We start from the raw sequence: 14,212 nt of genomic DNA on the forward strand, positions 1-14,212 counted from the left end.
GTAACATCCTCGCATGGGCTCTGGTGTTGAGCAGGGGTGGTTGCTGGTCACCGTGAGCACCGCGGGCGCGTCGGCGTCGCTGCGGGTGCATGTGTGGCGGAAGCTGCGGGGACTGGGCGGGCTGTACCTGCAGCAGTCGGTGTGCCTGCTGCCGGACGTGCCGCCGGTGCGCCGTCAGGTGCTGCGGTTGCTGGATCGGGTGGACCGCGATGGCGGCACCGGCCGGCTGCTGCATATTCAGCTGACTGATCCCACCGAGCGGGGTGAGGTGATCGCCGCGTTCCAGGCCGCCCGGGATGAGGAGTACGACGAGGTGCTGGAGCGGCTGCCGGAGTTCTTCGCCGAACTGGAACGCGAGACCGCACGGGGGCGGGTTACCTATGCGGAGGTCGAGGAGAACGAAGCGGACCTGGCCCGGTATCGGGACTGGATGAAAAAGATCGCCGCCCGGGACTACTTCGAGGCCCCGCGCGGTGAAGTCGCCCGGGCAGAGTTGGCCCGCGCCGAGGCGGTGTTCGCGGCGTTCGAGGCCGCGGCGCTGGCCGCCGAGGAGCCGGCAACCGGATCGGCCGTGCCACCGGCCACGACCGGCGGATTGAAGCGGCTGCGGGCCGTGGAGGAGGACTCATGACCTTGCCATCTACTGCTCGGACGGGCGCGTGGATCGCGTGTATCTAGGGGTGCACTGGCCAGCCGACGTGCTCGGCTCGGGGCTGCTCGGTGCCGGATGGCTCGCCGCGCTCATCACCGCATCCACCGCCCGGCACGCCCTCAAGACCTTCACCGGCACGGCACGGGTCCCGGCGGGTGCGGTCAAACCGGGCAGGCCGTCTCCCGGCGGCCGGGCGGAGCCGCGATGAGGCAGCACCCCGCCACTCCGACCGCAACGGCCCGTACCGGCGCAGCGAGCGTCGCCTGGCATACGGTCGGCGCGCAGCGTGCGCTGGAGCTGCTGGAATCGGACCAGGCCGGTCTTTCTGAAGGTGAGGCCGCGCGGCGCCTAGCGGCCGACGGTCCGAACGCCCCGGCCCCGCCTGAGCGAGAAAGCTTCGTCGAGGAGGTGCTGGAGTCCTTCCGTGAGCCGCTGCAACTGCTGCTGATCGCCGTGGCGGTGCTGTCGGCGATCTTCGGTGAGCTGCGTGACGCCATCGCGATCGCGGTCATCATCGCCGCGGTGGCCGTCACCGAAACGCTCACCGAGCAGCGGGCGGGACGGGCGATCGCCGCGTTGAAGGACCTGGCCGCACCCACAGCGCGGGCCCGCCGGGACGGGATCGTGCGGCAGATCCCAGCCGCTGACCTGGTGACCGGTGATGTGATCCTCCTCGAGGCCGGTGATGTCGTTCCGGCTGATGCGCGCGTGCTGGCCGCGGCCGGGCTGCGCGCCGATGAATCGCACCTGACCGGGGAGGCCGCGCCGGTCGGTAAAGGCGCCGACCTCGTGCCGCCCGGTACCGATCTGGCCGAGCGCTCCAGCATGCTGTACGCCGGGACGGCGATCACCTCCGGCGAAGGCCTCGCCGTCGTCACCACGACCGGAACCGGCACTGAAGTCGGCCGGTTGGGGCTGCTGGTCGCTGGAGAGACCGAGCCGCCGACCCCGCTGCAACACGCACTGGGCCGCCTGGCCCGTACGGTGCTGTTCGCCGCGATCGCCGCCAGCGTGCTGGTGCCACTCGTCGGGCTGGCCGTCGGCCGCCCGTTCACCGAGATGGTGCTGGCCGGACTGACGCTGGCGTTCGCCACCATCCCCGAAGAACTCCCCATCCTCATCACCGTGCTGCTGGCCGTGGGCGGACGCGCCCTGGCGCGCCGCGGTGCCCTGCTGCGACGGCTACGCGCCGGGGAGACCTTGGGCGCGGTCAGCGTCGTCGTCACCGACAAGACCGGCACCCTCACCGCCAACCAGCTGCGGCTGGCGGACATCCGCGGAGACCGGGCCGAGGTTCTGACCGTCGCGCTGGCCGCCCAGCCACCCCACCTCGGAGACCAGACACGCGAACCGCTGGAGACCGAACTCGCCGCCGCCGCGGACGCCGAGGGCATCACCTTCACCGGGCAGCAGCTGCGGGCGTTCCCCTTCGATCCGGCCCGCAAGATCACTAGCCGCCTGCACCGCCTGCCCGACCAAACCCTGATGCTGGCCGCCGCCGGCGCACCTGAAACGATCCTGGGCCGCTGTGACCTGTCCCATGCTCGCCGCGACGCGATCGACGAGCAGGTAGCCGAGTTGACCGGCACGGGGTTGCGGGTCATCGCGCTGGCCCGCCGCCTCCTCGAGGCGGTCCCCGGCGGCCATGACGACGCCGAACACCAACTGGCCTTCGTCGGCCTGGCGGCCTTCACCGACCCGGTCCGCCCCGGCGTGCCCGAAGCCATCACCACGCTGCGCGGCGCAGGCGTGGCCACGATCATCATCAGCGGCGATCACCCCGACACGGTCACCGCCATCGCCGCCAAGGCCGGCCTCCCCTCCAGCCCGGTACTGATCGGCGGTGCCGCCTTGGCGGCGCTGGACGACGCCGCGCTCACCGCCCGGCTCACCGACGGAGCCCTCATCGCCCGCGCCACCCCCGCCGACAAGCTGCGTGTGGTCCATCTCCTGCAGGCCCACAGCGAAACGGTGGCGGTGACCGGCGACGGCGTCAATGACGCCCCCGCCTTGGCCGCCGCCGACGTCGGGATCGCGATGGGCCGACGCGGTTCGGACCTGGCTCGCCAGGCCGCCGACCTGGTCTTGACCGATGACGCCTACCCCACGGTCGCCGCTGCGGTCGCCAAAGGCCGCAACATAGGCTCTCAACTGCGCCGGGCCGTCGCGTTCTACCTCGGAGCCAAACTCGCCCTCGTGGCCACCATGCTCATCGGCCTGGCCGCGGGCCTGCCCCCGGTGTTCACCCCCGCCGCGATCGTGCTGCTGGAACTGTTCATGGACCTGGGAGCCTCCGTGGCGTTCGTCGCCGAACCCACAGCCCCCGGCGCCATGAAACGCCCACCCCGGCGCGTCGGCTTCCTCGACACCGCCACGATCGGCGCGCTGGCCACCACCGCCACCGCGCTCACCGCCGCAGTGCTACCCGCCTACCTGTTGCTGCATCACGACGTCGCCCACGCCCGCGCAGCCGCCGTCCTGGCCTGGCTGGCCGGGCACGCCCTCATCGCCTGGTGCCTGCGCGCCCAACCCGCCCTGTCCTGGCGACGCAACCCCGCCTTCCCTATCTGGGCGACCGCCGCGATCACCGTCGGCACGCTGGCCACCTGCACGGCCCTCGGCAACCCCCTGCACCTGACCGCACCACCCGCCACCACACTGATCATCGTGACCGGCTGCATCGGCGCTGCCGTGGCGATCGCCGCCGCGGGCCGCGGTCTGCTGCACATGGGAGCACGCCTATGAACCTGCCTTGCCCATCCCTCCACAGACGCCTGCGCACGTGAGCCACTGCGCCCGGGGGGGGGATCAGCAGAGCGCGCGACGGTGCTCACCGGCCTGAGGCCGCCTGATCACATGCCGGATCGTGGTGGCCTGCAGCTGCCTTGCTATCCCCTGGCCATTGAAAACCGCTTGGCTCTTGTTGCTGGTGTTGGGGCCGTTCCTGGCCCTTGCGTCGGTGTTCGACATCGCCTCCGACCATTCCTCGGGTTTGCCCCTCTGACCACCATCCGGCTTTCGCACTGGCACGATGGCCGATTGAGCGGTAGGGGGCCTGTATTCGAGCCAAGAACTTTCGGAAGATTCTGCGGCTAGATTGCAGCGCTAGCGTCAGCGCCGAGTTCTAGTCGACGGCCCCGCCGTCAGTTATTTAGGTCCGTAGATGGTCACGTCGTTCAGGCGCGCGGGGCGCTGTGCCAGTCGGGCGGATGTGGTGTCGGCCCTGATAAGGGAGATGATCAGATCCCTCTTGCCGGGCAGCGTTTTGTCGCGGGGGAGTTGCACTGTGCCGGTGGGGCCGCTGATGGGCAGGTCTAGGCCGTACGAGCCGGTGTTGCCCACTTGAACATGTAGGCGGTATCCGGCTGCGGCGTTGAATCGCGGCCCGCTGATCGCGTAGCCGATGGTGGTGGGCAGGCTGATGGTCTGGCGGGACCGCAACGTCGTGATGTGTACCACCACCACGGGGTGGGATGCCGAGGGGGTGGCCGAATTTGGTATGTGGGTGGGCATCGTGTTCGGCTCGGTTCGGACTCCGGCCGGCGTAGGGCTCTTCGGCAGCGTGTCTTGGCCGGACGACGCCCGGTACCCGGATGAGCAATCGGTGAGGACAAAGACGCTCGTGAGAAGGATGGCTGCGGACAGCGGAGACCGGCGGCGAATGCGCATGCTGTCCTCCTCGAGAAGTTCTTCACGTTGGGCCAAGCCACGCTGATCTTGTCAGTTCGGCGCGGGCGTCGCCCGGCATTCTGGGCTCCGGTACCTACAAATCGGCGTGATAGATCGGTCGCCGTCCTGCGTGAGCGAGCCGACCAGCCATGGCCTCCATGGGGAGGTGCTGTCCCGGCTGCGGGGATGGTGGATCAGGTTCTGGGGGGCATCAGTTGGCCTTGGGCGTTCAGGTGTTTTGCGTGGCCGAGCGGGTCGATGAGATCGATGGAGGAGCCGCGACCGGGCGGGGTGAAGGTCTGGATTGCGATGGTGGCGAGTCCGGGGGCGCTGACGGCGAGGTTGAAGGTCGCCGCATTCGATGCCTGGGGCTGGCGGGCCCACCGCCTGGAGCCGGCCCGGACACCGCCCCGATCGTGAAATGGATCTTCGTTCAGCGGCTGGCCGGGCACAGCGTGGCCCGGATCGCCCGGGCGCTGAACGATGTGGAGATCCCTTGTCCGTCGGCGGCCGATCCGGAGCGCAATGCCCACCGATCGGGGCGGGAGTGGACACAGACCACGGTGCGGAGCATTCTGGCCAACCCTCGTTACACGGGGCGGCAGGTGTGGAACCGCCAACCCACCGCCCATGATCTGATCGATCCGGCCAGCATCGGGCTCGGGTATCGGAAGGTGCAGCGGTGGAATCTGCCCGATGGCTGGGTGATTTCCGCCAGGCTTGCGCACCTGGCGCTGGTCAGTGAAGCCGACTTCGTCGCGGTCCAGAACATCCGCGCCCCGCACGGTAGCCCTGACCCGGCGCGCTGTTACCGGTCGGCGGGCCTGCTGCGGTGTGGGATCTGCCGGCGTCGCATGGAATCGTGCTGGTCGAGCACTCCAAAACAGACCCCGATGGGCCGAAGATCCTCTACATCCGCGAGGACCGCATCCTGGTCCACCAGTCAGCGGTGTACATCCGAAGCCCGAGGCAGTCGGCCAGCCGCGTGACTACAGGAGCGGCGGCGGGGGGTGCGGGGGGCGGAGCCCCCTGCCTCGGGGGTCCGGGGGTCGTCCCCCGGGCGAAATGACGAAGGGCCAGCAGGAAGGAAGCTCCGCTTCCGACCACACTGGCCCCAGGACCGAAGTGTCCGAGGCCGGACACGAACCAAATCCCCATCCATCGTCCTCCCGCTCGGGTCGATTCCGTTCGACGTGTCGTCGCTGGTCGAGCAGGCGGAGGACTGATCGGTCGTGGCGGAAACACAGTTCGGCCGTACGGATCGGGCGATCCGGGGGACGACGACTCTCAGCGTGATCGTGCTCGCCGTGATCGCGGCGATCGTCTCCTACAAGCACATGTATCTGCTGGTCAGGAGGTACGGAGAGACCTCATGGACCGCTGCCCTGCTCCCGATCTCGGTTGACGGGATGATCGTCGCCTCATCGATGTCCCTGCTTGTGGACTCCCGCCACGGCAGGCGCAGCGGCCTGCTTCCGTGGATGCTGCTCGCCATCGGCAGCGCCGCCAGTCTGGCCGCCAACGTCGCCGTCGCCGAGCCGTCGGCGGTCGGCCGGCTGATCGCCGGATGGCCAAGCTGTGCTCTCATCGGCTCCTATGAGCTGCTGATGCGGCAGATCAGGCACACCAGCACGCGGAATACGAAGATCGGAAGCATCGCCTCATGTATGCCTCATGCGAGGTTTGAGGAGGCTTATACGGGTTCTGAGAATCCTCGTACGTCTCCAGGCGCGCTGGCGGCATCTTCAGTCGAACCTCTTACCAGTCACGTGGTTGCCCCTGACGGCTCAGAGAAGTCTCATACGGACGGCGTTGTTGATCTCATAAGGCCTTGGGATGACGAAGCCAATCGGCCCCGGGGACGGCGTTCGTTGCCTCGAAGAGGAGGTCGAGGTGATTGGGGAATCCGGCGGCAGGCGTAGCAGTGGGCCGTGGCGAACCGCACGCCCGAGGGCGATCTTCCGCCGGGAAAAGCAATAGCCGGCGAGTTCGGGCGCAGTGAGCGCTGGGGGCGGCTGGTCAAGCAGGCCGGCCTCGCCGGGCGACTGGACGAAACCGCAGGGTGAGCTAGCCGGCCGCCTGAGCCGCGTGCTCCGCGCGGATGCGGGGCTGTTGCAGTAGCCGACGAAGATCAGGCTGGAGTCGGCGCTGGCAACTCTTAAGGTTGGACGCTTATTGCTCGCAGGACAGGTGTGGGTAGTGCGGTGAGCGGTGCTGGAAGGACAGGATGGCGGGGTTCTGGATGACACCGTCGCGGATTTCGATGGCCCGCCGGATGGTCTGGTCCGTGTCCCACGCCGATGGCCCGGCGAGCACGGTCCGCAGGTGTGGAAGCAGAGCCTCGCTGATCTCCCAACTGGCGGAGTCCCACAGCAGCGAAGGGCTGTGGTCGACTCCGTAGTAGCGGACGTTGTCGCCGACCGTGAACGTCGGCTCGGTGAACGAGGTGGGCCGCGCCCAGCTGAACCCCATCCCCTCATCGCACGACACGTCGACGATAAGGCTGCCTGAGGCGAAGGCGGCCAAGCCCTCATCGGTGACGAAGGTCAACGGCGCGTCGGGGTTTTGGAGGACGCAGTTGACAACGATGTCGTGTTCGGCCAGGAACGGGGCCAAGGGCACTCGGGCACCGTGGCGCAGCGCGTGGCTATGGCTCGGATCGCGGGGGTCGTGTTCGAAGCGTACGATGCGCGCGGAGTGGATCGGTGAGGCGACCGCGGTAACGCCACGGTTGGTGAGGATGTGCACGTAGTGCACGCCGTGTGCGTTGAGGGCGGTCACCGCGCCGCGGCCGGTCGCTCCGAAGCCGATGACGGCCGCCCGAAGCCGGCGGCCGTAGTCGCCGGTCGTCCCGATGAGCTGCAGGGCGTGCAGGACCGAGCAGTAGCCGGCCAGTTCGTTGTTCTTGTGGAAGACGTGCAGGCTGAATCCGCCGTCGGCGGTCCAGTGGTTCATCGCCTCGAAAGCGATCAGCGTCAGCCGCCGTTCGATGGCCAGTTGTGTGATCTTCGTGTTCTGCACGCAGTGCGGCCAGCCCCACAGGACCTGCCCTTCGCCCAGTTCCGCGACGTCTTGAGGCAGCGGCTTGGGCAGCAGGACGACGTCGCAGTCCGCGATGAGCTGGGCGCGGGTCCGCAGTCCGGCCACGTACGGCGCGAGCCGTACGTCCGGTATGCCGAAGCGCTCACCGTAACCGCGTTCGAGGTAGATGCGTTTCCGTAGGTCGGCGTCGATCCGTTCCAGATGCAGCGGGTGGATCGGTAGCCGATGCTCGTTCTCCTTGCGTGAGCGCGACATGACTCCGAGACTGAGCTGGTTCACGCGCGCTATCGCCGCTTTCCTCGCCGCGTGATCCGCCGCCACAAGGCCGGCCCGACCGTGAACGTACCCGCCATCGCGGCGGCCACCGCCTTGGGGTTCCGGTGTGCCCAGGCGGCTACCTTCGCGGTCAGTCGGCGGGTTCGCGTGGCGGCACCGCCGGCCACATGGCGCACCGGTGCCGGGACTGACTGCTGCGTCCGGGTCGCGATGTTGGTGGTGATGCCGGTGAGGTGCCGTGCTCTTTCCCGCAGGGCTTCGCCCGCCTCGGCGGCGCGCTCCCGAGCGCGGGGGCCGGTGCCGGTCTTGTCCTGCTGGGCGTCTGCCATGGCTTCGGCCTGAGACGTATCGGCTGTGCCGGTCTCCGCCGACGTGCCGTTGATATGGGAGTGGCCGGATCGTTTGGGAGTGATCGTGGTGTTCCCTTCTTCAATGCCATGCTCGCGGGGAGCGTCGCCGAGGTGTCCGTGGCCCAGCGGATCAGTTCTGGCCTCTTGCCAGGAGGTCCGGGGAGGGCGCGCCGTCGTCGAGCCAGCGGCTGATGTCACCCCGCTCGTCTCGCGGGGTGTTCGCGATCCCCATGAGGCGTACGTCTTCGGCGCCAGTGGAGCGAATTCCCCGGTCAAGTCGGCGATTCCCGTCGTCCGCGGACGCCTGGGGCGTGTTCGTCTCGATCTCGTTGTCGATGCCGGAGGCGGTGAGGATCTCTTCGGGTCTGCCGCTGTTCTTGCCGGTGGCCGCCATCGCCAGCGCGGATTTCGCGGCAGCCGTAGAGGCTTGAGGCGGTATGACCAGCAGCATGATGTGGTCTTGCGGCCCGCGCGTAGCGATGATCTTGTGGTCTGCATCAGCGAACCGTCCGACCCGCACCACGTGCCCACCGACCATAAGGCGGCGGGGGATCTCGTCCCAGTCGCGGGCGTCGATGCCGAGTCGCAGGATCACGCCGACCCGTGCGTTCAGCGATGAAACGAGGCTCGGAAGTTCCACGCTCGCATTTCGGGAACGCGGCCACCAGCCGCCGTCAAGGACTCCCAGGCGCCCCAGCGCCGGATCCAGGCTTAGCCGTGACGCCGGCGGGATGGGAGGAGGAACAACGTCTATTTGATCAGTAACGTGCGGTGCCATGACATCGGCCCCGTCCTCGGCCCCATGAGGGAGCCGGATTTTCGTACGCCTAGGACGACGTCAACTTGGCCGTTAGCGTGCGAAATGTCCTCAGCAATTTCATACTACATCAGAAAAATGGGCACGAACCGATGAGGCGCTTTCGGTTTCCCGACTTGGCCGTGGCGGACACGCGTCGGTCGGAATATTCAGGGCGACGGTGTTCCCGCGCCAAAATCACCGCAGGGGATGTTTGCCGGATCTGCGGGAATTTTAGCGCTCACCACCAGCGTCTGATTCGTTTGGCCTTGCTCGGCGGCTCTCGAGTCACGGTGCGCCCTCATCGCGCCATAGACAGTCGGCGGCATGTGCGGACTCTGTGCCGGGTACCACGGGAGCATGGGGGCCGGTCCGATCGACGGGTGGTGCTGTGCGGCTGATGCCCTGGCCGCAGGCACGGTCTGGAGCAGGGTTCCTTGAGCGTCCCGGGCTCCGCTGTCCGGTCGGCCGTCTTGCGGCGGCTCGAAGGCGCCGTGCGATGGCTGACCACGCCGTTGCTGCCAGATGACTATCTCGCGCTGGTGAACCCGCTCTGGTGCAGCCGGGAGCTGCGTGGCCGTATCGAGGCCATATGCCCGGAGACCGCGGACGCGGCGACGCTGGTGATCCGTCCCGGCCACAGCTGGATTCCGCACAGGCCGGGGCAGTGGGTTCGGATCGGGGTCGATATCGAAGGGGTGCGTCACTGGCGGACATATTCGCTGTCCAGTCCGCCGGGACGCCCCGGCGGGTGTATCACGATCACTGTCAAGACGGTCCCGGACGGGTTCGTCTCGCGCTACCTGGTACGGCAGGCAGCGCCTGGGATGATCGTTGACCTGGCCGGGCCCGGCGGCGAGTTCGTCCTGCCAGAACCGCCACCGCCGCGCCTGCTGTTCCTGACGGCCGGCAGCGGCATCACGCCGGTGCGTGCGATGCTGCACGACCTCCTGAGCGGAGCGCCCGCGAGAGGCGCTGCGGAACCCCGGGACGTCCCTGGAGTCCATGCGTCGCGCCGAGATTCCACGAGCTGCGCGTTGCCCGATGTGGTCTTGCTGCACTCGGCGCCCACGCCCAAAGACGCCATCTTCGGCGAGGAACTCCGGGCCTTGGCGGCGCGGTTCCCGAATCTGCGGCTGTACGAGCGGCACACGCGAAACCAGGGGCGCCTCCGGCCGGCCGACCTGCCCAAGCTGTGCCCGGACTGGACCGAACGTACCGCGTGGGTCTGCGGGCCGGCCGAGATGCTCGAAGAAGCCGAAGAGCACTGGGCCGGATCGGCTGATCGGCTGCATATCGAGCACTTTCGCCCGGCCAGGCCGAAGGCCGGGGGCCAGGGCGGGCGAGTCCGGTTCACCAAGAGTGGCCGGCAGACCGACGCCGACGGCACCACGCCGCTACTGATCGCAGGGGAGGACGCGGGTGTTCTCATGCCGAGCGGCTGCCGGATGGGGATCTGCCACAGCTGCGTAGGGCGGCTCGCCTCGGGGCAGGTACGTGACCTGCGCACCGGCCAGGTCCACGGCGAGGCGGGCGACCTTGTCCAGACGTGTGTGTCGGCCGCCGCCGGCCCAGTCGAGATCGAGCTTTGACAAAGGAGGATCAATGCCGACCACCGCCCTTCTCGACCCAGCTGACGTCGAAGAGTTCGGCCGTGAGCTGGACCGGATCCGCGACGAAGTCATCGCAAGCCTCGGGAACAAGGACGCACAGTACATCCGCCGTATCATCGCGACCCAGCGCAGGCTGGAGATCGCCGGCCGCGTCCTGTTGTTCGCATCCTGGCTGCCGCCCGCCTGGGTCGCCGGAACCGCGGCGCTAGCCACCGCGAAGATCCTGGAGAACATGGAGATCGGCCACAACGTCCTGCACGGGCAGTGGGACTGGATGCGCGACCCGAAGATCCACTCCACGACATGGGAGTGGGACACCGCGTCCCCGGCCGAGCAGTGGAAGCACTCTCACAACTTCGTCCACCACACCTGGACGAATGTGCTCGGCAAAGACCGCGACATCGGCTATTCGCTCCTGCGGGTCAGCCCGGAGCAACGCTGGCACCCGGTCTACCTCCTCCAGCCGACCTACAACCTGCTGCTCGCGCTGGTCTTCGAGTACGGCATCGCGCTGTATGACCTGGAGGTCGAACGCATACCCACCGGGGACAAGAGCCTGAAGGAAACCCTGACCCACCTGCGCGCCGTCGCAGGCAAAGTAGGGCGCCAGATCATCAAGGACTATCTGGCATTCCCGCTGCTGGCCGGCCCTGGCTTCCTGCCCGTCCTGGCCGGCAACCTCACCGCGAACCTGGCCCGCAACCTCTGGGCGCACACCATCATCTTCTGCGGCCACTTTCCCGAAGGAGCCGAGGTGTTCACCGAAGACCAGCTCGACGGCGAGACCCGCGGCGAGTGGTATGTCCGCCAGCTGCTCGGCTCCTGCAACATCGACGGAGGCAAGCTCCTCCACCTCATGAGCGGCAATCTGAGTCACCAGATCGAGCACCACCTCTTCCCCGACCTGCCGAGCAACCGGTACGCCCAGATCGCCCCACGAATCCGTGCCTTGTGCGAGCGATTCGGACTCCCGTACACCTCTGGTTCGCTGGCCCGGCAGACCGGCTCGGTCTACAAACGCATCCTGCGGCTGGCCCTCCCAGGACCGAAACACCACCGACCCGAACACACCGCACCGTCAGCCCCGGGTCTCCAGGTGGTCGCCTGAACCACGATGCGCAAACCCGCCGATGCCCGCCTTCGAATGACCCCGGTGCGGGAGGGGACAGAGGCCGGCCGGTCATGGGCGAGCAGCCTGGTCACACCTGTGATCCTGCTCCAACCGCTGCGAGTTGGACGGCCTTGTTCCTGAGACCGCGGACGAGGGCACACTTGAGAGTGTCGGGGTCCGCAGCGACGAAGCGCCAATGAGGGGGCCTGAGGTCCCCAGCGGGACCGCCCGGAAGGGGACTGGCCGTGCCTGAGAAGGTCGTACTGATCATGCGATTTCACCCGGTAGGCGGGGAAGACGTCTCCGTGATATGCGGGGATTTCAGCGGGGAAAACGAGGCGCTGGAAGCCGTCGCTCATGCCATCGACGAGCATCGCAGCCTGGTCTTGAACGAGGCGAGGTACGAACGCGAACCCGAAGAGAACGGCGTCGTCATCAACCTGGCCAACGTCGTGTCGATGCGGGTGTCGAAGACCGATGGCGCCGCGACGGGCCAGTACCTCTAACCACTCGGGACCCGCTGCTCGGCCGTACCGAGCGCCGCTCGCGGGGAACCTCCTGCACCGGAGGTGGTGAAGGCGGAGCTTACGGCAATGGTCGCGATCCGGTGACAATAGTTGGTTCAGGAGTCATTTTCTTCCCCTTCAGCAGAGCGAAGCTGTGCCTCTCTGCGTCAGCGCATCCACGCGGGCAGCACTCATAAGCGAACGCATAGCCTCGCTCGGCGGAGAGAGGTGCTCGCGGAAAGCCTCGTCATGCAAACTGATCACCCATCGAGGGGATAAGGCGCCGGGTGACTAGAACCCATAGTCGAGTTTTGAAATGCGTAGGTGGTGGACAGAATAACAAATGTCAGGAAATATTGCCTCGGCCGCGCTCGGGCGGCTCAACCCGATACTGGCCGCGGCCGCCATGTCCCTCAGCTCGCTCCTTGTCGCCGCCAACAGCCTGCGCCTGCTCCGCGGGAGGAGAACATGAGCACCGTACGAGCGACCGTCCTGGCGAGTGCGGTGACGCTGGCGCTGCTGGCCGCCTGGACCGTGACCGGCGAGGCCGGCCGTCCCGGGCAACTGTGGGTCTCCGAAGCCTGGGTGATGACGCCCACCGCAGCGCAGACCGGCGCCTACTTCACGATCGCCAACGCTGGCGACCAGGCCTACGAACTACTGGGCGTCAGTACGCCGGTCTCTTCATCGGCGATGCTCGCCCGCCACATGTACGCGGCGGGTGTCGGGCGGATGAGCATGCTCGACGGCTTGGTCGTCCCGGCCCACGGCGATGTGCGAATGACGCCCTTCACCACCAACGTCATGATCCGCCCGACTGAATCACTGTCCGTAGGGCGAACGGTGCCGTCGTTCGACGTCGCACCACTGGTCGAGATGGCGGATGACTGATTCAGAAGGTGAAACCTCTACCGCGTGCGGAAACGACGAGAGAGAAGTTGACGAGCAGCCGATGAGGCTCGTTGCTTCCCTGCTCGGCGACCAGAAGCCGCGCGACGGCTCCGTTCTGCATCCACGCTGCCACCTGGTCTTCGGAGGGCGGCTCGTCCTGGAGCAGCAGCCTCCAGTCCGTGGTCTGTCCCACAACCCGGAGATGAAGCTCGGCCGAGGGCTTCGAGTCACGCATCTCGGTCCCTGCTTTGGGCGATGAATCGAAACGATCGCTACGTACAGCCTATGACTCGTACACGGTGCAGGGCCGTCCACCAGGCGGCCGACGGGGCTCGCATCTCGGACGCGAGCCCCGCGACGGACTGCGGTGACGCTCAGACGGGAGCGATGTTCTCCGCTTGCGGGCCTCTCTCGCCCCGCGTGACGTCGAACTCCACCTTCTGGCCTTCCTGGAGCTCACGGAAGCCCTGGGCGGCGATGTTGGAGTAGTGGGCGAAGACGTCGGTGCCGCCGTCGTCCGGCTCGATAAAGCCGTAGCCCTTATCTGCGTTGAACCATTTAACGGTGCCTTTAGCCATGATCGTGTCCTTCTTTTGGGTGCTGTCGGAGCTCGTATCGCACGGAATCGGGCGTCGCCGAAATTGCCCCGACCGGATGAGTCCGGTCAAACAAAAATGCGCCTGGAGGTCAGAGTTGACAGGCGCACATAAGATCTATGGGAACCGCAACCGCACTACTTATGACGCTACCATATGGATCACGTTTGTTGTTTACGGCGGGTGAAAAATCGTTTCGGCCACAGACGGCATCGCTGTGCTGGATACGCGACAACTCTCCTGGACGCCACGAAGTCATCCCAGGCATGAAACGGGCGTTATGCGCGGTGTTGGATGGCACCACGATCTGCGTCGACCGTCCGGTTGGCGGTTATCTTCCGTCACGTCGGGCTTGTTCGCTGGTGATGGCGGCGACGACCTCCGCGACGTGGCGTTCGCACACCGGATCACGGGAGCGACGTCCGCTGAACCAGTTGGTCTCCACGACGAATGCGGCCGAGTCGCCACACAGACATTCGCCGGGGGCTTCGGGATCCACGGACTGAACAACTGGACGATAGGTGGTCCGGCCAGGGCGGGCCACCGAGGGGATCGCGCCTGCCTGACCTGCCGATGCCCGAGAGGACCTGACCGGTGATCCTCCAGCGTCGATCCGCCCGCTCGTCCGGTCACCGCTCTGAGATCGAGGGCTGAGCGACCAGCGACCGGGCTTCGCGCTCAGGTACGTGCCGCTGACCGGTGGTTGTGGC

16 protein-coding genes are annotated in these 14,212 nt (G+C 67.3%); 10 read left to right on the forward strand and 6 right to left on the reverse strand.

Annotation, left to right across the window (positions count from 1 at the left end; all coding sequences use genetic code 11):
- The first annotated feature begins 40 nt into the window (after positions 1-40).
- Genes ACYVF7_RS03980 through ACYVF7_RS03990 form a run of 3 tightly spaced genes read left to right on the forward strand, consistent with a single transcriptional unit; the run spans position 41 to position 3,397 of the window.
- Positions 41-631, forward strand: a complete 591-nt coding sequence (locus ACYVF7_RS03980) for a Chromate resistance protein ChrB (RefSeq protein ID WP_460334989.1) — start codon at positions 41-43, stop codon at positions 629-631.
- Between the two features lie 28 nt (positions 632-659).
- Positions 660-860, forward strand: a complete 201-nt coding sequence (locus tag ACYVF7_RS03985) for a hypothetical protein (RefSeq protein WP_460334991.1) — start codon at positions 660-662, stop codon at positions 858-860.
- Positions 857-3,397 carry a cation-translocating P-type ATPase gene (locus tag ACYVF7_RS03990; RefSeq protein WP_460334994.1) on the forward strand — a complete coding sequence of 847 codons (2,541 nt, stop codon included), beginning with the start codon at positions 857-859 and terminating at the stop codon, positions 3,395-3,397. The genes ACYVF7_RS03985 and ACYVF7_RS03990 overlap by 4 nt, the downstream gene beginning before the upstream one ends.
- A gap of 402 nt (positions 3,398-3,799) precedes the next feature.
- On the opposite strand, the gene ACYVF7_RS03995 is transcribed toward ACYVF7_RS03990, so the two are convergent.
- Positions 3,800-4,321: a hypothetical protein gene (locus ACYVF7_RS03995; RefSeq protein ID WP_460334997.1), complete on the reverse strand. Its 522-nt coding sequence runs from the start codon at positions 4,319-4,321 to the stop codon at positions 3,800-3,802.
- Positions 4,322-4,563: 242 nt separating this feature from the next.
- Here ACYVF7_RS03995 and ACYVF7_RS04000 point away from each other — a divergent pair, with 242 nt between their 5' ends.
- Both ACYVF7_RS04000 and ACYVF7_RS04005 read left to right on the forward strand, forming a co-directional pair.
- Complete coding sequence (locus tag ACYVF7_RS04000) at positions 4,564-5,310, forward strand: recombinase family protein (protein WP_460335000.1); 747 nt, start codon at positions 4,564-4,566, stop codon at positions 5,308-5,310.
- A 243-nt stretch (positions 5,311-5,553) separates the two neighbouring features.
- Entirely contained in the window at positions 5,554-6,243 is a 690-nt protein-coding gene (locus ACYVF7_RS04005) for a DUF2637 domain-containing protein (protein ID WP_460335003.1), read from the forward strand.
- 250 nt (positions 6,244-6,493) lie between these two features.
- Here ACYVF7_RS04005 and ACYVF7_RS04010 read toward each other — a convergent pair whose 3' ends face one another.
- The 3 genes from ACYVF7_RS04010 to ACYVF7_RS04020 form a co-directional block, all read right to left on the reverse strand.
- Positions 6,494-7,618 (reverse strand): N(5)-(carboxyethyl)ornithine synthase, encoded by a 1,125-nt coding sequence (locus tag ACYVF7_RS04010; RefSeq protein WP_460335006.1) that lies wholly within the window; start codon positions 7,616-7,618, stop codon positions 6,494-6,496.
- Between the two features lie 29 nt (positions 7,619-7,647).
- Positions 7,648-7,968 (reverse strand): hypothetical protein, encoded by a 321-nt coding sequence (locus tag ACYVF7_RS04015; protein WP_460335009.1) that lies wholly within the window; start codon positions 7,966-7,968, stop codon positions 7,648-7,650.
- A 151-nt stretch (positions 7,969-8,119) separates the two neighbouring features.
- On the reverse strand, positions 8,120-8,767 hold the full coding sequence (locus tag ACYVF7_RS04020; RefSeq protein ID WP_460335012.1) for a DUF5994 family protein: 648 nt from the start codon (positions 8,765-8,767) through the stop codon (positions 8,120-8,122).
- 512 nt (positions 8,768-9,279) lie between these two features.
- Between ACYVF7_RS04020 and ACYVF7_RS04025 the strand changes: the two genes are divergently transcribed.
- The 5 genes from ACYVF7_RS04025 (at position 9,280) to ACYVF7_RS04045 (ending at position 12,906) form a co-directional block, all read left to right on the forward strand.
- Positions 9,280-10,377: a ferredoxin reductase gene (locus ACYVF7_RS04025; protein WP_460335014.1), complete on the forward strand. Its 1,098-nt coding sequence runs from the start codon at positions 9,280-9,282 to the stop codon at positions 10,375-10,377.
- Between the two features lie 13 nt (positions 10,378-10,390).
- Positions 10,391-11,506, forward strand: a complete 1,116-nt coding sequence (locus tag ACYVF7_RS04030; RefSeq protein WP_460335017.1) for a fatty acid desaturase family protein — start codon at positions 10,391-10,393, stop codon at positions 11,504-11,506.
- A 248-nt stretch (positions 11,507-11,754) separates the two neighbouring features.
- Entirely contained in the window at positions 11,755-12,015 is a 261-nt protein-coding gene (locus ACYVF7_RS04035; protein WP_460335020.1) for a hypothetical protein, read from the forward strand.
- Positions 12,016-12,358: 343 nt separating this feature from the next.
- Positions 12,359-12,487, forward strand: a complete 129-nt coding sequence (locus ACYVF7_RS04040) for a hypothetical protein (protein WP_460335023.1) — start codon at positions 12,359-12,361, stop codon at positions 12,485-12,487.
- Positions 12,484-12,906, forward strand: coding sequence for a copper chaperone PCu(A)C (locus ACYVF7_RS04045; protein WP_460335026.1), 423 nt, complete (start codon positions 12,484-12,486; stop codon positions 12,904-12,906). The genes ACYVF7_RS04040 and ACYVF7_RS04045 overlap by 4 nt, the downstream gene beginning before the upstream one ends.
- Before the next feature lies 1 nt (position 12,907).
- Here ACYVF7_RS04045 and ACYVF7_RS04050 read toward each other — a convergent pair whose 3' ends face one another.
- Both ACYVF7_RS04050 and ACYVF7_RS04055 read right to left on the reverse strand, forming a co-directional pair.
- The gene (locus ACYVF7_RS04050) at positions 12,908-13,141 is read right to left on the reverse strand and encodes a hypothetical protein (RefSeq protein ID WP_460335028.1); all 234 of its coding nucleotides are present in this window, start codon (positions 13,139-13,141) and stop codon (positions 12,908-12,910) included.
- Positions 13,142-13,280: 139 nt separating this feature from the next.
- Positions 13,281-13,484: a cold-shock protein gene (locus tag ACYVF7_RS04055; protein ID WP_460335031.1), complete on the reverse strand. Its 204-nt coding sequence runs from the start codon at positions 13,482-13,484 to the stop codon at positions 13,281-13,283.
- Between the last annotated feature and the right edge of the window lie 728 nt (positions 13,485-14,212).

The sequence above is a fragment of the Actinoallomurus acanthiterrae genome, from assembly GCF_054775715.1.

Coding starts and splice junctions, on each gene's coding strand:
- ACYVF7_RS03990 (WP_460334994.1), top strand. CDS start 857: ATGAGGCAGCACCCCGCCACTCCGACCGCAACGGCCCGTACCGGCGCA.
- ACYVF7_RS03995 (WP_460334997.1), bottom strand. CDS start 4,321: ATGCGCATTCGCCGCCGGTCTCCGCTGTCCGCAGCCATCCTTCTCACG.
- ACYVF7_RS04010 (WP_460335006.1), bottom strand. CDS start 7,618: ATGTCGCGCTCACGCAAGGAGAACGAGCATCGGCTACCGATCCACCCG.
- ACYVF7_RS04015 (WP_460335009.1), bottom strand. CDS start 7,968: ATGGCAGACGCCCAGCAGGACAAGACCGGCACCGGCCCCCGCGCTCGG.
- ACYVF7_RS04020 (WP_460335012.1), bottom strand. CDS start 8,767: ATGGCACCGCACGTTACTGATCAAATAGACGTTGTTCCTCCTCCCATC.
- ACYVF7_RS04030 (WP_460335017.1), top strand. CDS start 10,391: ATGCCGACCACCGCCCTTCTCGACCCAGCTGACGTCGAAGAGTTCGGC.
- ACYVF7_RS04040 (WP_460335023.1), top strand. CDS start 12,359: ATGTCAGGAAATATTGCCTCGGCCGCGCTCGGGCGGCTCAACCCGATA.
- ACYVF7_RS04045 (WP_460335026.1), top strand. CDS start 12,484: ATGAGCACCGTACGAGCGACCGTCCTGGCGAGTGCGGTGACGCTGGCG.
- ACYVF7_RS04050 (WP_460335028.1), bottom strand. CDS start 13,141: ATGCGTGACTCGAAGCCCTCGGCCGAGCTTCATCTCCGGGTTGTGGGA.
- ACYVF7_RS04055 (WP_460335031.1), bottom strand. CDS start 13,484: ATGGCTAAAGGCACCGTTAAATGGTTCAACGCAGATAAGGGCTACGGC.